Source organism: Roseivirga sp. AWQ4_251, from assembly GCF_056158225.1.
The window spans coordinates 711,338-733,709 of record NZ_JBSWSW010000001.1; the positions used below are offsets into that span (position 1 = coordinate 711,338).

Sequence of the window (22,372 nt, forward strand, 5' to 3'; positions counted from 1 at the left end):
AGCTGCAACAACCCTAGCTTGTTAGGCATTTCAGTGCCATAACAAGCTTTGGGTAACTGCAATGTTGAGTTAGTATGTGCCTCGATATTTATAATCGAAGCGGGCACCAGGGCCGTCATCTCTAAGGGGTATTTCCATTCCTCGCGTTCTTTCCAACCAGTTGAAAAGGTCTTGGCGAAGGTCTTTTGCTACTTGAGCATATTTTTCATCTCTGATCAAATTATTCATTTCCAGAGGGTCATTTTCTAAATCGTAAAGCTCGTTGATATCCCAAATTCCATAGTAACGAATGTACTTATACTTGTCCGTACGAACTGCGTGAACTGTTGGGGTTTGAGGGAAAGGTCTTTCCCAGAAGTACTCGTAATAGAGCCTGTCTCTCCATTTTTCTGGTGCATTTCCTTTTAAAATAGGTAAGAAGCTTTCGCCATCCATATTTTTTGGTTTTTCAACACCAGCCATTTCAAGAATGGTTGGAGCAATGTCGATGTTCTGAATCAATTCCGAGATTTTGTGGTTCTTGATTACGTCTTTTCCTCCATAAACCAAAAGCGGAACTCTGATAGACTCCTCGTAAGCTTGTCGTTTGTCAATTAGGCCGTGTTCTCCGAATGAAAAACCGTTGTCACCCATGTAGAAAATCACAGTATTATCTAATTGGCCGCTTTCTTCCAACTGAGCAATCACTTTTCCTATGCTTTCATCAACAGAAAGTAAAGTTTCATTGTAGAGCCTATAAAAGTCATCGAACTTGATTTGGCCATGGTACATGTAATCCACTCCGTGCCAGCTGTAACGTTGTTTTTTCACCCAATCAGGTACATCTTCATAATTGTAATCCTTGTTCTTTTCAGGATACATGGTAGGAGGGTAACTCGGTGCTTCATCGGCATAAACGTCTTCATGCCTTTTCGCTGGCTGAAAATCTGCATGAACTCCTTTATGAGAAAGGTATAAGAAGAAGGGCTTTTCTCCATCACGTTTTTTCAACCAATCAACGGCCTCTTCAGTGAGCAAATCAGTAATGTAAGTACTGTCTCCAAATACTTTTTCTTCACCATTGATATTGATTAAAGGGTTGTAATACTGCCCCTGACCTTTCAAGCTAAACCAATGATCAAATCCCTTTCTTGGGTTCGCGTTAGATTCTCCCATATGCCACTTGCCCATAAAGGCCGTTTCGTAGCCAGCTTTTTGTAAGTACTGAGGGAAAAAAGTGACTGAATCAGGAACCAGAGATTGATTGTCAATTACACGGTGATGGTGCGAGAGTTGGCCTGTAAGAATGGAAGCACGGCTTGGTGAACAAAGGGAAGTAGTAACAAAAGCGTTTTCGATATGGGTGCCTTCCATCGCCATTTTGTCCATATTGGGCGTTTTAAGAAATGGCACTTTTCCAGTGAAACCCATAAAATCATACCTGTGGTCGTCACTCAAAATAAATACCACGTTCATGGGTTTTTTACCCGGTATTTTGGTGATTTCAACATCGTTCGAGCTTTCTTGTTTTGTTTCTTTTTTGGGAGAACAAGAAGCTATTATGCTCATTAAAAGCACAAGAACTATAGGTTTGAGGTTAGGGTGTTTCATTGGTTTTGGTTTTTGGTCAAAACTGACTTTGAACGTTTGAATATGGGGTTCGTCAATGGACTCCCAGCGCGTTGGAAAATCCATTGACTTCGCCCAAAAAATGTCCTTAATGAAGAATTTCAGTCAACATTAAGGGAAGAGATGCTTAGGCCTTGCGTTTTGTTTTGCACACACATACACACATTCATGGCAACAAAACGATTTGTATTAACAAGGCTTATCCGCATCATCTATGGTTTATTTTAGCTGGAAATCTGCTTCTAATCCTTCCGCAGAATTTGGCCCAACAAAAACTTTAAAAGCTCCTGGTTCGGCTTTAAATGACATATCTCTGGTGTAGAAAGCTAAGTCTTTAGTAGTTATTGTAAAGCTGACCTGTTTCGATTCACCTGCCTTCAAAAATATTTTTTCAAAGCCTTTTAATTCTTTCACTGGGCGGGTTACGCTGCCTACTAAATCGCGAACATAAAGTTGAACTACTTCTTCACCATCGAAATCTCCAGTGTTTGAAATGGTAGCATTAACGGTTATAGAACCTTCGTTTGTCAATTCAGTTTGACTTAATTTTAGTTCAGAATATGCAAAGGTAGTGTAGCTCAATCCGTAGCCGAATGGATATAAAGGTTCATTGCTGATGTCCAAATACTTACTTGTGTATTTGTTGTTTGCATCGAATGGTCTACCCGTATTCTTCATGTTATAATACACAGGGATTTGGCCAACACTTTTTGGAAAAGTAATGGTCAGTTTTCCTGAAGGAATATTATCTCCGAAAAGGGTTTCGGCAATTGCTTTGCCAGCCATGGTCCCTAAATGCCAAGTGTTCAAAATAGCAGGAACGTTTTCGTCCATCCAGTCGATCGTTAAAGGACGGCCAGCCATAACCACTGCGACTACTGGCTTGCCAAGCGCATTGATTTTCTCCAATAAAGCTTGTTGAGGGCCAGGAAGTCCGATTTCTGATCGGCTGGCCGCTTCACCACTTTGGGTATAATCTTCACCAATAGCCATGATCACGATGTCCGACTTTCTTGCGGCTGCAATAGCTTCGGCAAAACCAGATTCATCGTTTCCATTGAAATCAGCACCTCTGGCATAGTTGATTTTTACATTCGGAGCGGTTTGCTTAATACCTTCTAAAAGCGTCACTACTTTAGCCGCATCTCCTGCTACGTGCCAAGTGCCTAGTAAATCCTTTTGGTTGTCAGCTAATGGGCCAATTAAGGCTACTGATTTAGTTTCTTTAGAAAGTGGAAGCAGGTTTTTTCCTTTTACTTCCTCATTCTTTAAAAGTACGATAGACTTATTAGCAGCCAGCAAGGCATGATCCATCATTTCTTTCGAATAGAGCGTTTCTTGCTCTCTCTGCTTGTTTAAATAACGATAAGGATCTTCAAACAGGCCAAGTTTGTACTTCATGATCAAAACCTCACGAACGTATTCATTAAGTGTTGATTCTTTGATTTTACCTTCTTCGATTAATTCAGGAATATACTGGCTGTAAACTCCGCCTTGCATATCCATTTGCACGCCAGCATTAAAAGCCAATTCAGCAGCTTCTTTGTTGTTGGCTACAATGCCATGAGGCACCATTTCATTGATTGAGGTATAGTCAGTTACCACAAAACCGTCAAATCCCCATTCATTTCGAAGAATGTCGGTTAATAGATATTTATTGCCCGAAGCAGGAACTCCGTCCAATTCGTTGAAAGAAGTCATTACCGTTGCGGCACCAGCATCGATGGCCGCTTTGTAAGGAGGAAGATAGGTTTCGCGCAGAGCACGTTCTGATAAATCTACAGTGTGATAATCTCTTCCCGCTTGAGAAGCGCCATAGGCCGCAAAGTGTTTTACACAGGCTAAAACTGTAGTTGGGTCGCTTAAGTCTGCGCCTTGGTAACCTCTTACTTTGGCTGCGCCAATTAAGCTTCCTAAATAAACATCTTCACCAGAACCTTCAGCGATTCTTCCCCATCTTGGGTCACGAGCAATGTCTACCATGGGGTTATAGGTCCAGTTGATTCCTGCTGAAGCTGCTTCTTTAGCTGCTAAATGAGCCGATTTTTCTATCACCTCTAAATCCCAGCTGGCAGCTTCTGCCAATGGAATTGGGAAGGTGGTTTTATAACCGTGGATTACATCTAAACCGAAAAGCAATGGAATGCCTAAGCGTGTTTCTTCCACAGCCGTTTTTTGAAGTTTAATGGCATAGTCTACCGTATGGGCATTGAATAAATTTCCAGCTCTTCCAGCTTTTAATTCTTCAACATAATCATCGCGAAGCACAGGGCCAGTAACATCCCAGCCACTGGTATAAAGTGTAAGCTGACCTGCTTTTTCTTCAATAGTCATTTCGCTGATTAAAGAATCTACGAACAACTCCATTTTGTCATCTCCACCATTTGAATGTGAGTTGCCACAGCTTAAAAGAAGTCCACTTAAGCCGAGCATCACAAGGAGTGAAGCCACATGTTTTGAGTGAAATAATTTAGTGTTCATTATTAAAATGATCATTTAGTTTTTGAGAATAGCCACGGTAAAAGGTCTGGTTCGGCAAAAGCGCTGTCCCAGCTGTTGTGGTTGGCATTCGGGTACAAAGTGAATTTTACATCACCGCCATTCTTTTTTATGGCTTCTACCATAGCTTTAGAATGTGAAGGATCTACAACGTCATCTTTCTGGCCATGAAAAACCCAGAATGGAAGACGCTTTGCATATTTTTTCGCTGCTTTTGGATTGTCTCCTCCGCAAATTGGTGCTGCTGCTGCAAAGGTTTTAGGTCTTCTGCTTACGAGCTCGAAAGTGCCCATGCCACCCATTGAAAGACCCATTACGTACATTCTATCCTGATCGATTGTAGAAACTTTTGAAAGAGAATCTACCATAGAAAGTACGCCTTGCATGGCTACAGTTGGTTTTCCTCCTTTAATGAAATTGAACTCTCTATGGCCCGTTTCATCGCGAACAATGTTCACATTTGCCCAATAATCTTCAGTTGGGCATTGTGGGAAGATTACGATCGCAGGGAATTTTTGCCTGTTTTCAGCATTTAAAAAAAGCTTGCTACCATGCACCAACTGCTTTTTATTGTCCTCACCTCTTTCGCCTGCTCCGTGGAGGAACAGAACGAGCGGGTATTTTTGATTTTCATCATAGTTTTCAGGATAAAGCACTCTGTATTGGAGTTCATGACTGCCATACTTGTGTGATTTTTCCTGAAATTCTGAAGCGCTTTGTGCTCTAAGTCCGGTTGAACAAAGAACACAAAGCAGAAAGAACGAGAAGAACTTACTCATAGCTAAAACCTAATTTTTCCAATCCTTTTTGAACTTCAGGGGCTGACATGAAGAGTTTCCAAATCAAGCCAGAACGGTAGTTTTCTATCATTACAGGAATAGGGCCTTGGTCGATGGCCAAGTATCTTGGCAAGTACCAATTTTCCTGATCGCTAAATGCATCGTATGGGCCGTAAACGCCTACTAGGCTGTCGGCATCGTTGTATAAATATTTTAGAAAAGCCATACTTTCCTTAGGTGTATATGGGAAAGAAGAAAGCGCTGCGGTAGGAGAAATAACACCTAAATCTCTATCGGGTCTATGGCCAGCATAACCGCGCATTGAGTAGCTCGAAGTCATTCCCCAAACGTTTTCTCCGTATCTTTCAAAGTTGTTTGGGTTTTCAACGGCATGGCGATAGTGGATCAACGCATGGTTTCTGTTCAGTTTCCAGTAATCAGCATACTTATCTTTTAAGCCATTTGGGTTCAGCCCTAAGTATGAATAATGAGCCCAGAAAAGTGGTCCAACTGGTGAATCATTAGTTTCGTAATGGTCGAGTACCGTTTCTAGGCCATAGTAGGTTGTGTCGTTGGTAATGTCGCCACCGCGAGCCCAACCTTCATCGTAAACTTCAGGCTTAATAGAGTGAGTAGGAGAGGCTGCTGCCAGAACGTACATGATCAAGCACTCGTTGTAACCTCTTACATCGAAGTTCATTTCCCAAGCATAGTTTGGCGACCAGTGCCAATACAACACGTTTTCACCTTTGGTGTGCCAGTTGAAGTCGATATCTTCCCAAAGCTTGTTGATTCTGCCGATCAAAGCTGCTTCTCTATCATTGCCTTTGTCTAAATATTGACGAACTGTTAGTAAACCAGCTGCCATAAACGAGCTTTCAACAAGGTCTCCACCATCATCTTTTTGGCCAAAAGGAGAAACTTTCCCAGTTTTTCCGTTCCACCAGTGAGGGAAAACTCCATGGAATTTATCGGCTCTTTCTAAAAAGCTCACGATTTTCTCGAAGCGTTCAATCCCTTGTTCTCTGGTAATAAAACCTCTATCGATACCCACAACCAAAGCCATTAAGCCAAATCCAGAACCACCAGAAGTGATAATGTCTTTATCGTGGGCAGGGTAGATATTGTCAGTGTGAAATCTTTCTCGGGCCAAACCACTAGTAGGTTCGGCACCATCCCAGAAATACTGGAAGGTTTGGTACTGAACTAGGTTCAGTAGAGAATCTTCAGAGCGGGTTGGATCTTTTATATTGTCGCTGGTAGTGCTGTGAGATTTACTACAAGCATTTATCAACAAAATGGCCGCCAGAAGGCTTAAGCAGCGTAAAGTTGTTTTCATTTTCTGTATTTGAAGTTTATAATATTTCTGGTTCTTTTTTTAGTATGAAGTGAAGCCAAGCTTATCTAAGCCAGCTTTTACTTCGCTATCCGTCATTAACAAATCCCACAAAAGACCTGTGCGATGATTTTCAATCATGATTATGATTGGACCTTGATCGATGGCTAGATATGAACTGGCAAACCAACCTTCGGTAAGGTTAAAGGCATCGTAAAATCCGTAATCGCCCCAAAGCTTATCCCCTAAAATATAATAGAAGTGCTTAATGGCTTTCATCGATTCTTCAGGGGTATATGGCATGGCAGAAAGAGCAGCCGTTGGGGTTATTACGCCCAGGTCGTTGGTTGGAGACTGAGCCGAATAACCATTGTCATTGTCGCTTGCTGTTAATCCCCAAGAATCTTCACTATAGCCCACATAATTCTTTGGATTTGTAGCGCAGTATGCTTGATTGATTAACGAGTGATTTTTATTCTGTGTCCAATAGTTGGTGTATTGGTCTTCTAGATTTCGAGGATCTAAGCCTAAGAAAGAATAGTGACTGAAGAACAATGGACCACCATAGCTAGAGCCTAACGGAAGTTTTATGTTATAGTATTCTTGGCCATTTTTCATGTCGCCATTTCGAGCCCAACCTTTGTGATAAACATCGGCATCAATAGAGTGTGTAGGTGAAGCTGCCGCTAAGGTGTAAACGATCAAGGCTTCGTTCCAACCTTGTATTTTATGGTTCTTTTGCCATCCGAAGTTGGGCGACCAATGCCAGTATAAAACATCCTGACCACCCTGTGTATACCAATCCCATTCAACTTCTTCCCAAAGCTGAGTGATTGTATTTTTGATGTTCATTTCTTGTGTAACAGAACTATTCAAATAAGCTCTTACGGTGAGAAGTCCTTCAATCATAAAGGCTGTTTCCACCAAATCTCCACCATCATCATCAGAGCTAAAAGGAATAACGGCTCCGGTATTGCCGTTCATCCAATGGGGCCAAACGCCATGAAAACGATCGGCATTTTTCAGGAAGTTCACAATGGTTTCTAACCTGTCAATTCCTTGTTGTCTTGTAATGAATCCTCTTTCTATACCTACCAAAATGGCCATTACGCCAAAGCCAGAACCGCCAATGGTTACTGTATTGCCCGAAGTGTTTCGTTCGCGAGCAAGACCACTGGTAGGATGGGCAAAATCCCAGAAGTATTTAAAAGTTTGCTCTTGAACTTTGGTGAGCAAATCTTCATCTGATATTTCAGCGAATTTATAAGTAGGGTCTAGCTGAGTATAAAACTCCAGAGAATAACCCTCAAATGATCGGCCTTCGCTACTTACTAAGGTGTTGGCGATAGTGGCCTTATATTTCTTTATGAACTGAAGGTTTGATGTGGTTTTTACCGTAACCGTTTGGTCATTGTTAGAAGATGTAACGTTGAAAGATGCGCCAGGAAGCTTGAAGGCCGATTTGAAAGAAGCGACATCTATAGGTGTTGTGAACTCGAATGTTAGAGATAAATCAGTAGGGATATTTTGTGGCCTTGGATTGTTGTCCAGAGTTTCTCCGTTGATTTTTACAGAAGCGAGATCGAGTTCTCCGGCCTGAGTTTTAAAGCTGAACGAAGTTGGGGTAATAGAAGCACCAGTGGTGCTTTTAAGCTCTTGGTTTAGGCTTATGGTGTAGGTTGTGCTTTCTACCCATGTGCCATTGGTTGAAATGCTGGCTGATTTATCTTGATTCGATAAAGTGACATTTTTAGTAATCGCTTGCCCGTTGGCAGATATGGTGATGCCTGAAGAAGTGGTGCTGGCATCTATTGGGCTTGAAAAAATAAGGGTTATGCTTCTATCAATAGGGACATTCTCAGTAGTTGTTCCAACAAGGTCGATGGCCAATGTTCCCGCAAAGGCACTATTCAAATCGAAAGAACCAACACCGGGATCATCGCTTTTGCAGCTCATAAAGAATAGGCAAAGCAAGGCGATCATTGAGAAATTTCTAAGCATAGTTTAAGGAGAAGGGTAGTAATTGAGGATTTCAGGAAACCCCGAAACCCTCAATTGAAATTGTATGAATACTCTTATTTAGCGTTTACAATGGCCTGAATTTCCGCTTCAGAGATTACTCTGTCGAAAATTCTCAACTCATCAATGTTGCTCAAATCTGATAAGTGTCCCCATTCGGTGAACCTTGGTGCTCCTGAACCAATTGACATGATGTCGCAGTTGGTCCAGTCGATGCCATCAAAAGTATCTGATGAAACCAAGTTTCCGTTGATGTACACTTTTCCTTCGGTTTGTGAAATAGTGAACGCAAGGTGAATCCACTCATCTGTAGCATCTACATCTGCAGCTGTGCCACCGTCAAACCATTTGTCTGCATCGCCCATTCCAACGTTCAATTTGAACCTTTGCGTTGTAGCAGAACCTTCTCTGAAGAATCTGAAGCCAGTTTTTCTGTTGTTTGGAGTGTCAGGTTTATCTGGGTCTGGAGGACCAACTACAAGAATACCAGCTCTATCTGGGGTAGTAGTCATTTTATACCACATAGAAACACTGATTTCGTCAGTTTCGATGCTTTCAGAAGGGAAGGTCAAGTAAGAATCAGCAACACCTAAGTAGGCATTGTTTCCTCTTAAACCAGCTCCAGCAAAAGTTGGTGTACCCACTACAGTTGCGCTTGCTCCAGAAGCTTCTTCGATATAATCGCCTTCAAAAGGCATGTAGAATTTCTCACCGAATTCGCCTTGGTAACCGAAGCTTCCGCCTTCATCAACGATGATAGACTGAATATCTTCAGCAGAAAGGGCTTTGTTGAACAAGCGAAGCTCATCCATAAAGCTCAAGTCAGAAAGGTGGCTCCATCCTGTGAATCTTGGCGCACCAGACATAATAGAAAGTACATCACAGCTTGTCCAGTCGATGCCTGAAATAGTGCTTGTTTTTACCGGGTTACCATTGATGTATACAATCGCTTCGTTGTTCGAAATAGTGAAAGCGAAGTGTGTCCACTCACCTGTATTTGGAATTACATCAGCGTTAGTTCCGCCATCAACCCAAGTGTCAGCCGTACCATTTCCAACGTTCAATTTGAATCTCTGAGCAGTAGCAGAACCTTCTCTGAAGAATCTGAAACCACTTGTTCTGTTGTTCATGGCAGTAGGGTTAGCCTCATCAACTGGGCCAGCAACCAAAATACCTGCACGGTTTGGAACCGCATCAACTTTCATCCAGAATACTGCACTGAACTCATCGCTGATCAAATCAGCAGTAGGGAAAGTCAAGTAAGAATTTTCAGCACCAGCATAAGCGTTGCCTCCAACTTTTCCTTCTCCTGCAAAACTTGGGTTTCCAACTACGCTAGGATAAGTAACGCTTATCAACTCAATGTTGTCACCATCAAACGGCATGTAGAAAATCTCGCCATCGTACTTTTTAATGTAAGGAGGAACTTTAGCAAAGTTGACACTTTTGGAAGTAGTTTTTCCTTCTGAATCTACAGCCGAAACTTTAAGTGTGTGATCGCCATCAGCAAGGGATTCGTATGTGTAGCTACCTACATATCTTCTGTAATCCTTGAATTCGCTGTAGCTTGCGATTTCTGCACCGTCAAGATTTAATGAAATAGACTGAACTTCAATGTCATCAGTAACTTCAAATTTGATGTTAATCGAAGTGATTTCATCATAAACCTTGATTTCTGTACCCTCAACAGGGTAGCTGATGGTGATGCCAGGCGCAAACTCATCGGCACCTGGATCAACAGCTTTGATTTCTTCTAAATAGCCATCCTTACAGCCAAAAGCGAAAAGGATTGAACATGCTAATATTAGTTTTAATGCTTTCATAGCGTTTTTCTTTCTTATTGATCACCTAATTGTGGAAGAATATCAATTTGGCTTAATGGGTAAGGAAGGAATCTACCGTCAGAAGGGTAGGTTCTGCCATCGTAGTTAAGCTCTGAAGTACGGTCGTAGCGTACAAGGTCGTAGAACCTGATACCCCATTCCATTCCAAACTCAGCAAATTTTTCGTTCAAAACATCGTCAAGCGTTACGTTGTTAAGGTCGCCCAAACCAGCGCGCTCTCTTACTTCGTTCACTGCGTCATCTGCTGACATGGCAGAGCTATTAGCTCCGTTTACAAGCGCCTCAGCATGCATCAAAAGAACTTCTGAGTAACGAATACAAATGAAGTTTTTGTTGGTGCCGTAAGCTGTTCGGCCAGGAGTTAATTGGTTGGAAGGCAAGTAATGTTTACCGCTTGAGAACTTAGCTCTTGGGTTTTCTTCATCATCCGTTCTACCAATAATATCACCATCTCTAGTGGTGTTCGAAACAAAATCAGGAAGAGTAGCATAAGCAGGATCTTCTTTGATCATTTCGATACCTTCTTTGGTAAACAGTACACTAGTTTCTAAACGAACGGTCTCGTTTCTGTCAAGCATGAATTTGATGTACTTCATACTTGGTTCCCAGAATCCCCAGCCTGGGCTCGCACCAGCTACAGCTGGAGTCCAGTTGTTAGGGCCAAAGAATGCATATAGGTAAGATTCTTCTACACCAGAACCTTGGCCAAAGTCAGAATACTGAAGTTCCAAAAGGTTTTCATCGCTTAGTTTGCCTGGTATTTTGAACAATTCGTAATAGTCAAACTCTAAAGCAAAAGCATTGTCGGCAATGATGGCTCCAGTAGCATCGGCCACAGCTTGCCAGTTTTTCAACTCTAGGTTTGCCATTGCTTTAACCGCTAAAGCAGTGTATTTAGTCACTCCACCTTTAATGTCTGTTCTCTGATTTGGGCGAACGCTAGCCAAATAAGGAATAGCTTCGTCCATTTGAGCAGAAATGTGTGCTAGAACTTCTTCTCTAGAAGAAACTTCAGCAGTGTAAAGCTCAGTAGTTTGAGAACTGTTAGTGATGAAGATGTCTCCCCACAATCTTGTCAATTGGAAAAGCTCATAAGCTCTCATTACTTTGATTTCAGCAATGTACTGATCGGCAACGCTTGGGTTAGGAGCAAACTCTTTATACTTAGCCAATTCTTCCATAGCAGAGTGGAATTGGATAATATCTGAGTAGTAGTTTAACCAAACAAACTCGTACATCCAGAATACGCGATCGTAACGGTATTGGTCAGTTTCGATCAAAGGAAACTGATCACCTGCTGAATTAACATCATCGCCACGAACCGATACAAGAGGGAAGGTTTCCCACTGTAGTCCATAGAGAATGTCGTAAGCTCCAGTTAAAAGAGGGAGCATGTTCTCAGACTTTTTGTAGTCTGTATTTTCTACTTTTTCTTGGTTTTCAAGAGGATCGTCTAGTTTATCCAAACACGAAGTGACTGTTCCTAGCGATAGTAGAATGAAGAAACCTCCGATAAATAATTTATTTGATTTCATGATTAAATCTTTGGCTTAATTAAACTTGATATTCAATCCTACTGTGTAGATCGCAGGTATAGGATAGGTTTGTCTATCGATACCGTCAGAAACCTCAGGAGTGAATCCATTGTAATTGAAAAGGGTAACAGGTTTTTCCGCAGTGAAAGAAATGCGAGTATCAGGCATTTTGTTGCCCAAAACTGTTTTGCCTGTAAGGTTGTATGAAAGTCTTACGTTCTGAATTCTGAAATAAGAACCGTCTTCAACAAAGTAGTCGCTCATGTACTGGTTCCAGCCTTTTCTTAAACCTGCTGCTGAAGGATATTTGTTTGAAGTTCCTTCGCCAGTCCATAGGTTAGAAGCTAGGTCAGCATCAATGTTGGTGTCAGTAGTGAAGATGATTTCACCACGTTTTCTGTTCAAGATTTTGTGGCCAGACTGACCTTGGAAATTAGCTGTCAAATCGAAGTTTTTGTAGCTAACGCCAAAGTTGAAACCATAAGTCAATTTTGGAAGGTAAGAACCTAGAACTACTCTGTCTTGGTCGTTGATTTGGCCATCTCCATTTTGATCTTTGTATTTGAAGTCACCAGGAACAATGCCTGAGCTAGTGATGAATTCTGGAGAATAACCACTGTTGTTGATGTCTGCTTGGTTTTGGAAAACACCTTCAGTTTCATAACCATAGAAAGCATAAATTGACTCTCCTACGATTGATCTCTGACGGAATTCAGCACTTCCTGCGTTAAGATATTGAAGACCACCTAGTCCTAAAACTTCGTTGTGAAGTGTTGAGAAGTTACCGCCAATAGTGTATTGAATGCCGTTGGCTAAGTTGTCGCTCCAGTTCAAGGCCATTTCAATACCTTTATTCTGAATACGTCCTACACTTCTTCTTGCGGATTGTCTTACCAATGGGAAAAGCTGAGTGATAGCGGCATTAGGAGTGATTTTGCTGTAATAATCTGCTTCAACAGAAAGTCTTTCGTTGAAAAGTTTAGCAGTAATACCAACGTTAGCTTGCTCACTTACTTCCCACTGATCTACAATGTCGTAGATGCTGTTTACTGTGTTTCCAGAAACTCTTTGATCGTCAATAGCTACAAAACCTTGAGTAACAGTTGCTGAACCTACAGATTGAGCAATTTCTGAGTTACCTAGCTGACCCCAGCCACCACGGAATTTCAAGAAGTTAATGGCTGAAATATCGAAGAAATCTTCTTCAGAAATTACCCAACCACCACCAATGGTGAAGAAACGACCCCATTTCTTTTGGAACTTGTTACTTCCATCCATTCTATAGGTGCTGTAAAGTAAATAGCGGCCATCATAGTTGTAGGCTATTCTTCCGAAGTAAGATGCTACATAGTTTTTCAAACCACCATCAGAAACTCCAGCTGGGTCGATAGTTCCTTGAGATAAATACCACAGTTCTTCGAATGATCTGCTTGGAGAAGGATCGATAGCGGTAGCACTTGCGTTAAGGTATTCTGAAGTGATATTTCTGAAAGAATATCCACCTACAGCAGTCACATTGTGAAGACCAAAGCTTTTGTTGAAAGTCAAGTAAGTGTCAGAAATCTGATTGTATTTTTTCGAAGTGTTCTTAGAAATTCTTGAAGCAGTTTTGTCTGTAACACCATCGTTAAATGCGAAATCAACGCTTCTTCCTACATTGTTTCCATAGTTAAGGTTGTAAGAAGTTTTCAAAGACAACATTTCTGGAATCAAGTCATACTCTAAGTAGAAGTTAGCAAGAATGTTTGCCGACTGATTGTAGTTATCGTTGAAAGACAAGTCGTAGAATGGGTTTTGAGAACCTCTATAACCAAGAACCTGAGCATTTGAATATCCGATAGGAGATGCAGCAGTGTTCAAGGCATCGTAAACAGGTAAAATAGGTACAGCAAAATAGGTTTTGAACCATACGGAGTTCTCGGCCACATACTGTTTTCCATTACTTACATTGATGTTACCACCAGCTCTCATTCTTTCAGAAACATCGAAATCGAGTTTCGCACGAAGCGTTACTCTTTCGTAGTTGTTTCGAGTTTCTTTTAGTAAACCGTCTTGCTTAAAGTAACCAGCACCAATAGAATATCTAGCACCTTTACTTCCTCCGTTAATTGATATTGTATGGTTTTGGATAGCCGCTGCTTGATCCATTACTTCTTTATACCAGTCGGTATTAACATTTGGAATGTTAGGGTCTACACGGCTTCTGCCAAATCTTTGCAAAGCATTATTAATGAAAGAAGCATCAGCAGAAGAACCTGTTGCCAAAGCATAATTGGTGAATTGCTGCGAATTGGCAAGCTGCAATACGTTTTGAGCTACTTGAACTCCGTAGTATCCATCGTAAACAACTTCAGCTTTTTGCTCGTAACCACCGGTTTTTGTTTCAATCAAAACAACACCATTAGCAGCAGCAGCTCCATAAATAGCAGCCGCAGAAGCATCTTTAAGAATAGACATGCTAGCGATGTCAGAAGGGTTTAAGAAGTTGATGTTGTCCACAAACATTCCGTCAACCACATAAAGAGGGGCACTGCTGCCTTGTAATGTACCAACACCTCTGATTCGAACGGTTGGTCCAGCACCAGGAGCACCACTACTCACAATTTGCACACCAGGAACTTTACCTTGAAGCGCTTGCATAGCTTGGGCTGTAGGAACTTTAGTTAACTCTTCGGTTTTAACCGTAGAAATTGAAGAAGTAAGTTCTCTTGAGCTTTGGGTTCCGTAACCGATAACAACTACTTCGTCTAGCTCACTCACATCTGGGCGCATGGTTACATTAACCGAACTTTGATTACCCACCATTACCTCTTGGCTCGTATAGCCAACGAAAGAAAAAACTAACACTGCGTTTCTGTCAGCAACTTGAATTCGGAATTTCCCATCAGGGTCTGTGGTTGTTCCGTTGTCAGTTCCTTTTTCTAAAATACTTACACTGGGTAAGGGCAATCCATCGTCCCCGGAAAGGACGGTTCCTGTAATTACTGTTTGTGCATTTGCTTCTAAAGCAAACATACTCATCAGCATGACAGGGAGTACTAAAAAGTACGCTCGTAGAATTTTTTTCATACCTAATTCATGTTTGGTTTTAATAGTGAAAGCAACGTTTTGTTAAAACGTTTGCATAACATGTAGTAATTGTAATTAATGTGACACGCGCGAAGCAAATTTTTGAAACAATTTTGCTAAAAATACCCTCAGAAAAACGATTGAAATTGCTCTATTTATTGCGGATTAGTATCAACGGAAAATAGCCTTAAAAAGCTATTTAAGGCTGAAAACGTTTGCATATTGCGCTTTAATGTCAATGAAAAATATCGCTTCGGAAAAAGAGCGAAATTGTTAATTTAAATGGCTGCTAAAAAGGTTGTGGATAAGTACTGTTGACGAGGTCTTATCTTCGCTATTATATACCTTTTCTATCTTCTTTTTGAAGTTCCAAATTGTGTTTCTTCGCATCTCCAACATTTCAGAAAGTTGGTCGAGCGTGTACTCTTTCTGTCGATTGTTTGTGATGTACAAAATGAAGAAAGCCTTTTCGATTGGGAATTTTATATGATGAAAAATAGTGTTGCTGGTTACCGATTCGCTGTAACCGCATTTAGAGCAGCGTCTGATGAATTTGGTTTTTCCTTCTAGGTATTTTCCGTTACCGCATTTGGTGCAATGGTATCCATTTCCCCATTTAACCTTTTCTAAAAAGCGGTAGCAGGTGAGCTGATCTGGAAAGATCCGTTGGAACTGTTCTAGGTTCAGGTTTTTATTGATGAGCCTATCTTGCAGAATCTCTTTGATGTTGTTCTTGAGCTTCCAATTGTCTAAATCCAGCTTAGAATTAATAGCATTGATTTCCTTGGTTTGCTCAATCAATTTTTGATTAGTGTTGGCCAAGAGCAGGTTCTTTTCTTCAAGCTGCCTAGTGCGTTCCTTAATTTTATGTTCAAGCTCCTTGTTTACTTTATCCTTCAGTTCCGCATTTTCTTTCTGCTGATTGATTATTCGCTTAAAGGCTCTATCTCTGTTCGATTTTAAAATTCTAACCCTATCACTCAATGCAAAAGTCAAAAACAGCATTTCTAGCAGAAAACTGATATGCAAACTATAATACGACATTGGCATAAATGGAAGAACAGAAAGGTATAGAAGCGCTTTGGCTAAAAAGCCTATAAATAGAATTCCGTACGCCAAAACGAAGAAACGTGCTGGTTTATAGCCTTTTAGCCAGACCCTTATACTGGCGTAAAATATCAATGAAAGGGGAAGGATTTCGATATTACGATATTGGAAAAGGGTGGGGTCAAAGACCAATGCGTAAACAAAAATGGAAGACCTCAAGATGATTGTCCAGTTCAATGCTTTATGGAGTTTTGGCGCATTGATATTGGTATTGAGGAATTTCTTAGAGAAAAGCAGTGACCAGAAAATGAGTGAAAACAAGGCTGCTCCGTAGGCAATTTGGTTCCATTGTGGCCATTGTGGCCATAAATACTGAAACGCGACACCATCTACACACATGGCGTAAACGCCAACACTAATTATGTAAAAAGTATAGAAAAGGTATTTCTGCTCTCGTATGGCCGAGAAAATCAGGATATTATAAATGGCAATGATAAAAATGGTGCCGTAGAAAATCCCATACAAAAAATACTCATTGATGGAATAGCCAATGAATTTGTTGACCGTTCGGATGGAAATATGTACATCGGCATAGGAATGCGATTTGATTTTGAAATAGAGATTCTGTTGCCCTTTAATGCTCGTATCAATAATCCATTCAAAGTTTTTATGTAGAAAGGGTTTCTGATCGAAAGGAAGAAAGTCACCAACTTCTGAAGTATAATAGCCGCCATCTTCATTAGGGAAATAACCCGTTATGTGGTCTATCGTTTGGTCGTAGAATTCAAGAATCCATTGCTTATCGAGGTCGTTCGCGATTAATAAAGGTACTTTAATCCAATAGGTACATGATATACAGTAATCTTTAGGTTTGTAGCCTGGGGTAATGGTGAACTGCTTTTGAGAATGGATAACATCATTGAGACTAAGTGTCCCCGTGCTATCGACCAAAATGGGAAGGTCGTTAAAAGCCAAAAGAAACTCCTCGTTGTAGTTGTCTATAAAGACCCTTTCTCTATCATTCTGTGGTAAGAAGAATAGCAGAAATGTAAAGATCAACGAGGTTTTGGTTAGCACCATTTTACCGATTATTAATTGAATAAGTAGGTAAAATTAGTAAATACCATTTAAACCAGTGAATTCAATAGTTTCACTGACCCATTTTGCTGTTCAACCTTAGTTTTTTAAAGATGGTTAGGAAAAAAGGTTTGCAAAATATGGTTCACAGATTCAACAGTCAAAGGCTTGTTTAAGAACTCTTTAACATCTACAACCTCTTTGGCTTTTTCAGAATCTGAAGGATTTAGACTGGTAGTTAGCATGACTACGACAATGCCTCCTTTTTCGTAATCTTCAAGTTTGTGGTATTCATCCAGAAACTCCCAGCCATTCATCCTTGGCATGTTAATATCCAAGAAAATGAGCTCGGGTTGCGGGTTTTTTCCATTAACCTTGGTTTTTAAATAGACTAAGGCCTCTTCGGCACTTTGTAAGCTTTTGATGGTTTTTGCACAATCTGCTTTTTCAAGTACGATTTCGTGCAAAAAGTTTGTCGCTCTGTCATCATCAATCAGCATTACGCAATTCAACTTCTCTTTCATATCTCAATCTTTTTTGGGATGGTAAAGTGAAAGGTGCTACCCTCGTTCAACACAGACTCTACCCATATTTCCCCACCATGCATTTCAACAATTTTCTGACAATGTGCTAATCCAATACCAGTGCCTTCATAGTTTGATCTGGCATGCAGACGTTGGAAAATCACAAATATTTTTGATAAATGTTCTTTGGCTATACCAATGCCATTATCCTGAACAGAGAAACGCCAATATTTTCTAGTTTCTTTTGAAAAAATCGTGATCTCGGGATTTATACCTTCCCTAGAAAACTTGGCAGCATTAATTAGTAGGTTTTGAAAAAGGAGTCTCAGTTCGAGTTTGTACGCGGAAAGTGTAGGTAAGTTGTGAATGTCTATAATTGCTGATGAATTTTTTAAAAACTTATTGACATCTTTTATAACTTCTTCTACCAATTCATTACAGTCTACTAAGGTGAGCTCTCTTTCTTTTCCGATTCTGGAGTAATCTAAAAGCCCTTTAATTAGCTCACTCATTCTGCCGGTGGCATCGTTTATAAAGTCGAAGCTTTTCTTTGCTTTGTCGTCTAGCTTTTCTTTGTACTCTTCTTTAATGTATTCAGAAAAACTACTGATGGTTTTTAAAGGTTCTTGTAAATCGTGGGATGCAATGTATGCGAACTGTTCTAGTTCTAAATTTCGTTGTTGCTCTCTAAGGTATTTTCTTTCCATTATGCGCTCAGAATTCTTTCGTTCTGTAATATCTTCCATTATGGCAATGTATTGGTCTACCTGTCCTTCTTTATCGATTAAGGGAATTATGGCAGCGTTTACCCAGTATTCAGAATTGTCTTTCGCTAAATTTTTGATTTCCCCAGACCATATTTGACCACTAGAAATAGTGCTCCACATGTTTTTAAAAAAGTGATTGCCGTGATGGCCAGAATACACCATTTTAAATGAATTTCCAATCCATTCCCTTCTTCTGTATTTGGAAACTCGACACAGTTTGGCATTTACGTAGGTAACAATTCCTTCAGTATCGGTAATGGCAATCATGGCTGTTTTTTCCAAAGCCTTTTTAAACTGAAATAAATGGTTATTTCTGGCTTTTAAATCCTTATCCAACTCACGCTTTACAATGTCTGTTGCATTTAGGCGGCTGGCGATGTAAAGCACGTAAATTATGCTAAGAACGACCGTAGCAGTTGCATAAATGGCTATGGCAAAGGGTGGTTCTATTCTGTCTCTTGATAATACGATGGACAAAACAAGGCCTAAAATAATAGGGAGCCCCAGAATAACAGGTAGTAGGTTTTTAAAGAGAATACTCCCCATTAAACTTTGATTTACCATTCTTACGAGAAAGGAATCGGGATTTTTAATCAGCACTAATGAGGAAATGCTTAAGAATAAAAATGAAGTATGAATGGCCATAGTTTGAAGAAAGAAACTTTTGGCATCCATAGGGATAATTAGCAAAAAGGAAACAACGGAGGTGAATGATACAAGAATGATGGCTTTTGCCAGAATTCTATTAATGATTTTGGCTGCCTTATTCTCGAACTTTCCGGCAAAAAGAGAAATCGACAAAAGCATAAACGAAACAGATGTTCCGGGAGACATTCGTCCTGGCAATTCTGCTGAAAATGGATCATCAATGAATAGATTATCTATTTCCAAGGATATCTTAAATAGATCTTCAACTAAGGTAAGGCTGGCAAGCACAAAGGAAAAGCAAGTAAGGCTGAAGAAGATAATGGAAGTGAACCGTGACTTTTGTTTGATTAGAGCTAATTCAATCGCTCCTAATAAAAACAACAGCGCTGTGTTGAATTTCATTGTGGAGCTTCCCGGAATTAAACTCAGGATGACTTCAATTTCAAAAGCCCATCCGAGCATTACCACTACACTGACTAGGATGACAATACCAATGATACTAGGCTCGACTTTTTTTAACGTCCAGTTCATATTTCTGCTTATGTGAAAAAGCTAGCAGAACAAACCTCAAGTTTAACTATAGATTTAATGAAGATAGACTTTGATGGTTTTGTAAATCTTCTTGCTTGGCTGATTGTTCCAATATAAAGAATTTCAAAATGAAATTTTCTGTTTTTAATGGTAATAATTTATGGGATTTGCTTTCAGTTTAAAATAAGAGAAGTTATCTATGGTCTTATTTTGGATTGATTATAAGTGGATTTTTGAAAGTTTTAGCGAGTTTTTCTTGTGACCTGAGAATGGCTTTTTAAGAAGAGAATTTCCTTATGTTTTAGATTTATACTCTTTTTAAATTCATACTTTCGTTGAACGATGTTTAAAAACCTTTCGGGTATACTAAATAGATGATTTTTAAGAAAAAATGGGGCTTTTTTTGTGTTATTCTAGTATTGGTTTCAGCTTGTACGTTTTCTCCCGATGGAGATTTTTTTAATGAGTTAGAAGAACCCATTGCTAGTGATATTGATGTTTCTCTTGAAAATTTAACTACCGTCAATTTGGTAGACGTAGGTGACACCCTTACTTTTTTTGAGCCCATTAAATTACGTTTTGGTACGCTATTGCAAGGGAGGGAAGTAGTAAGCGGGAGCCTTAGAATTGCCAATAGATTGGTAAAGTCTGCCCCCTTTCCAGAACAAGGCTTTGATTTGGATATTAACCCAAAAACTTATGGTACAGGTTATTTTTCGATGATTCTCAATTTTAGGATTAAAACCAATTCTGGGAGTTTAGCAGAGAAAGAGGAAGGAGAATTTATCGATATTGAAAGAAAATGGATTTTGGAAATTGATATTGATCAGCCCCAGCAAATCCATATTTCAAGTGTTAAAAATGAGAATGGTTTTGTAACGGTTCGTTGGCCCAAATATGAGCGTACTAATTTTCAAAAGTATACCCTTATAAGATTTTATCAGGGAAATTCGATTTTGAATGGACTGAATGAATCGGCCCGTTGGGAATTTGATAATGCCGATGAAATTAGCTTTATAGATTCAGGTTTTGTGGCAGGAAGAGTTCAATATCGAGTGAATATTACTGCTGCTAACCAAGAAAGAGTGGGACCAAAAACTGAGGTGTTTGAGAGTGTGCCTAATGGTGAATTCAAGATTGAAGCACTTGAAAATGGTAAGCATAGAGTTGAATGGAATAAGCCTCTTCTTGAAAAGGCTTTTACTAAGTATAGAATTTTAGAAAGGAACAGAAACACTGGAAACCAATGGGAAGTCATTCGTGAAATTTCAGATATTAATGAAACTTCATTTGAATACGATTCTAATTTGGGATTTGGAGATCAGGCTAGACTAGGAGTAGAGACTGTTGGAAGTTCTGAAAATCCCGCATCTTATGTGAATTTGGGCGACAGTAGGGTAGGTGCTCCAATTCCTGAATTCGTTGATTTTGAATCCAGTGCAGCATTAAATGCAGGTTTTTTCCTTATTAAAGAGGATGAGCAAAATGGGAGATTGGTTAAGCTGGATTTACTAAATAACATTCGGGAAGACAGTCTTCAGTTAAGTGATATTCTCGATTTTAGTGTTCTTTCAGACCTTATTATTACACCAGATGGCAATAGATTATTTGTAGCAAACTCAGCCAAACTTTATGAATTCGATCCAGCTACCTTAAATCTTGTAAAAACTCATGAAGTTGGTGAGTGGTTGCCTCCAACCGATAATGTGATTTCCTTAGTAAGTGTCTCGAATAATGGGGTAATGAATACCTATAGAAATGGTACCATTTACTTGGTTGACCTTTCAAATGGGAACGTATTGTTTCAATTGGAGTCTGATGAAAGAGTTCATGAGCTGAGCCCAAATGGAGATTTTTTGGTGACAGATTTTAATGTATACAAGAGGTCGGGGAATTCTTTCTTGCATCAATTTCAAAAGGCTGGCCCTAGACCAAGGTCAGTAGGTTTTTTGCTTGGTGGTAGTGAGTATTTTATCAATACAAGCAACGGGGGAAATGAGATTTTTTCCATAGTAGACATAAATACAGGTGAGACATTGAGGCAGTCGTCTTTTGATGCCAATGAGTTGACTTTTGCTTTGAGAGATGGTGTTCGTTTCGATGGAATTTCTAATGCCTACTATACCTACATTGGTAGACGAAATGAATACATCGTATATTTTTCTCTGGAGAAAGAAGAGTTGAATCGATATGTAGATTCTCCAATTAAATTTGTCAGTGAGGGTTATTTCTCGGCTGGTGACTATATCTTTTCACGTTCGGGCCTTTATCTCAAATTTAAATAGTATGAAGAGGTTATTTACACTGATTGCTTTTGTTGGTTTTTCTCTTCCTGCTTTGAGTCAAAAGGCTTCGATATATTTCTCCGTAGGCTATGGCCAGTATAACATGGAAGATGTTAAGGCATACCAGCATGAGTTTTTGGAACAATCTATTGTTGAAGGTAAGGTAACAGATGATTTTCCTGCTTTTGTCAATTATAACTTGGCTTACAGTAGAAAGATGTCTGATAGGTGGGTTTTTAGTTCAAAATTGAGCTATCAGAGCACAGGAGGTAGAATTGCATACAGAGACTACTCTGGCACTTACAAAGCAGACAATGTAATTAAGGGGCATGGTTTGTCTTTTTCTTTTCAGTACCTGCTTTATGAAATGGGGACATGGAACTTTTACTTTAATACTGAATTTGGAGGGATATATACCAAACTGATCGAAGCAACAAAAATTGAGACTTCTTTAGGTTCTAGAACCCGGACTTATAAATATGATGGCTTTAGTGGTTCCTCCCAATTAGGGTTTGTGGTAAATAAAGAATTTGAACTTTTTTATCTAGGCTTAGATGCAGGCTATTTCATTGATGGTAGAACCAACTTGAAATGGTATACTGAAGACTTGTTATTGGAAGATGGAACTGCTGTACAGTCCAATTGGAGTGGTTTAAGAGCTCAGCTAAAGGTAGGTGTAAAGTTGCAGACTTTACTAGGTTGGGTTAGAAGAGAAGAGTAGGTATAAGTTGAGCTGCCGTATATTTTTTCAGTATTTATCATCTCTTTTGTCTTCCTCGCCTAACATCTTTTTTTAGTTTTGTT

Annotated in this window: 13 protein-coding genes; 2 read left to right on the forward strand and 11 right to left on the reverse strand. The window is 39.8% G+C overall.

From position 1 onward, the window contains the following. Nucleotides 1–69 precede the first annotated feature (69 nt). The 11 genes from ACXACJ_RS03260 to ACXACJ_RS03310 all read right to left on the reverse strand — a co-directional run bounded on the left by ACXACJ_RS03260 (nucleotide 70) and on the right by ACXACJ_RS03310 (nucleotide 19,283). Nucleotides 70–1,590 carry a sulfatase family protein gene (locus ACXACJ_RS03260; protein ID WP_475132836.1) on the reverse strand — a complete coding sequence of 507 codons (1,521 nt, stop codon included), beginning with the start codon at nucleotides 1,588–1,590 and terminating at the stop codon, nucleotides 70–72. Nucleotides 1,591–1,827: 237 nt separating this feature from the next. Continuing rightward, a complete protein-coding gene (locus ACXACJ_RS03265; RefSeq protein WP_475132837.1) occupies nucleotides 1,828–4,089 on the reverse strand; it encodes a glycoside hydrolase family 3 N-terminal domain-containing protein in 2,262 nt (753 codons plus the stop codon). 11 nt (nucleotides 4,090–4,100) lie between these two features. Beyond that, nucleotides 4,101–4,886 carry a carboxylesterase family protein gene (locus ACXACJ_RS03270; RefSeq protein ID WP_475132838.1) on the reverse strand — a complete coding sequence of 262 codons (786 nt, stop codon included), beginning with the start codon at nucleotides 4,884–4,886 and terminating at the stop codon, nucleotides 4,101–4,103. Continuing rightward, entirely contained in the window at nucleotides 4,879–6,225 is a 1,347-nt protein-coding gene (locus ACXACJ_RS03275) for a glucoamylase family protein (protein ID WP_475132839.1), read from the reverse strand. Before ACXACJ_RS03275 ends, ACXACJ_RS03270 begins: the two co-directional genes overlap by 8 nt. A 39-nt stretch (nucleotides 6,226–6,264) precedes the next feature. Continuing rightward, complete coding sequence (locus ACXACJ_RS03280; protein ID WP_475132840.1) at nucleotides 6,265–8,223, reverse strand: glucoamylase family protein; 1,959 nt, start codon at nucleotides 8,221–8,223, stop codon at nucleotides 6,265–6,267. A 74-nt stretch (nucleotides 8,224–8,297) separates the two neighbouring features. Beyond that, nucleotides 8,298–10,064: a LamG-like jellyroll fold domain-containing protein gene (locus ACXACJ_RS03285; protein ID WP_475132841.1), complete on the reverse strand. Its 1,767-nt coding sequence runs from the start codon at nucleotides 10,062–10,064 to the stop codon at nucleotides 8,298–8,300. A 14-nt stretch (nucleotides 10,065–10,078) separates the two neighbouring features. Beyond that, the gene (locus ACXACJ_RS03290) at nucleotides 10,079–11,620 is read right to left on the reverse strand and encodes a RagB/SusD family nutrient uptake outer membrane protein (protein WP_475132842.1); all 1,542 of its coding nucleotides are present in this window, start codon (nucleotides 11,618–11,620) and stop codon (nucleotides 10,079–10,081) included. A 15-nt stretch (nucleotides 11,621–11,635) separates the two neighbouring features. Next, nucleotides 11,636–14,689, reverse strand: a complete 3,054-nt coding sequence (locus ACXACJ_RS03295) for a SusC/RagA family TonB-linked outer membrane protein (RefSeq protein ID WP_475132843.1) — start codon at nucleotides 14,687–14,689, stop codon at nucleotides 11,636–11,638. Nucleotides 14,690–14,962: 273 nt separating this feature from the next. Continuing rightward, entirely contained in the window at nucleotides 14,963–16,816 is a 1,854-nt protein-coding gene (locus tag ACXACJ_RS03300; RefSeq protein ID WP_475132844.1) for a 7TM diverse intracellular signaling domain-containing protein, read from the reverse strand. Nucleotides 16,817–16,920: 104 nt separating this feature from the next. Next, the gene (locus tag ACXACJ_RS03305) at nucleotides 16,921–17,337 is read right to left on the reverse strand and encodes a response regulator (protein ID WP_475132845.1); all 417 of its coding nucleotides are present in this window, start codon (nucleotides 17,335–17,337) and stop codon (nucleotides 16,921–16,923) included. Beyond that, complete coding sequence (locus ACXACJ_RS03310; protein WP_475132846.1) at nucleotides 17,334–19,283, reverse strand: sensor histidine kinase; 1,950 nt, start codon at nucleotides 19,281–19,283, stop codon at nucleotides 17,334–17,336. The genes ACXACJ_RS03305 and ACXACJ_RS03310 overlap by 4 nt, the downstream gene beginning before the upstream one ends. A 374-nt stretch (nucleotides 19,284–19,657) precedes the next feature. Here ACXACJ_RS03310 and ACXACJ_RS03315 point away from each other — a divergent pair, with 374 nt between their 5' ends. Then, entirely contained in the window at nucleotides 19,658–21,568 is a 1,911-nt protein-coding gene (locus ACXACJ_RS03315) for a YncE family protein (protein ID WP_475132847.1), read from the forward strand. Between the two features lies 1 nt (nucleotide 21,569). Next, entirely contained in the window at nucleotides 21,570–22,289 is a 720-nt protein-coding gene (locus tag ACXACJ_RS03320; RefSeq protein ID WP_475132848.1) for a hypothetical protein, read from the forward strand. Nucleotides 22,290–22,372 lie beyond the last annotated feature (83 nt).

What these genes read in the sequence shown, in the direction of transcription:
- ACXACJ_RS03315 (WP_475132847.1), top strand. Translation starts at nt 19,658, where the DNA reads ATGATTTTTAAGAAAAAATGGGGCTTTTTTTGTGTTATTCTAGTATTG.
- ACXACJ_RS03275 (WP_475132839.1), bottom strand. Translation starts at nt 6,225, where the DNA reads ATGAAAACAACTTTACGCTGCTTAAGCCTTCTGGCGGCCATTTTGTTG.
- ACXACJ_RS03270 (WP_475132838.1), bottom strand. Translation starts at nt 4,886, where the DNA reads ATGAGTAAGTTCTTCTCGTTCTTTCTGCTTTGTGTTCTTTGTTCAACC.
- ACXACJ_RS03305 (WP_475132845.1), bottom strand. Translation starts at nt 17,337, where the DNA reads ATGAAAGAGAAGTTGAATTGCGTAATGCTGATTGATGATGACAGAGCG.
- ACXACJ_RS03265 (WP_475132837.1), bottom strand. Translation starts at nt 4,089, where the DNA reads ATGAACACTAAATTATTTCACTCAAAACATGTGGCTTCACTCCTTGTG.
- ACXACJ_RS03310 (WP_475132846.1), bottom strand. Translation starts at nt 19,283, where the DNA reads ATGAACTGGACGTTAAAAAAAGTCGAGCCTAGTATCATTGGTATTGTC.
- ACXACJ_RS03285 (WP_475132841.1), bottom strand. Translation starts at nt 10,064, where the DNA reads ATGAAAGCATTAAAACTAATATTAGCATGTTCAATCCTTTTCGCTTTT.
- ACXACJ_RS03300 (WP_475132844.1), bottom strand. Translation starts at nt 16,816, where the DNA reads ATGGTGCTAACCAAAACCTCGTTGATCTTTACATTTCTGCTATTCTTC.
- ACXACJ_RS03320 (WP_475132848.1), top strand. Translation starts at nt 21,570, where the DNA reads ATGAAGAGGTTATTTACACTGATTGCTTTTGTTGGTTTTTCTCTTCCT.
- ACXACJ_RS03290 (WP_475132842.1), bottom strand. Translation starts at nt 11,620, where the DNA reads ATGAAATCAAATAAATTATTTATCGGAGGTTTCTTCATTCTACTATCG.
- ACXACJ_RS03260 (WP_475132836.1), bottom strand. Translation starts at nt 1,590, where the DNA reads ATGAAACACCCTAACCTCAAACCTATAGTTCTTGTGCTTTTAATGAGC.
- ACXACJ_RS03295 (WP_475132843.1), bottom strand. Translation starts at nt 14,689, where the DNA reads ATGAAAAAAATTCTACGAGCGTACTTTTTAGTACTCCCTGTCATGCTG.
- ACXACJ_RS03280 (WP_475132840.1), bottom strand. Translation starts at nt 8,223, where the DNA reads ATGCTTAGAAATTTCTCAATGATCGCCTTGCTTTGCCTATTCTTTATG.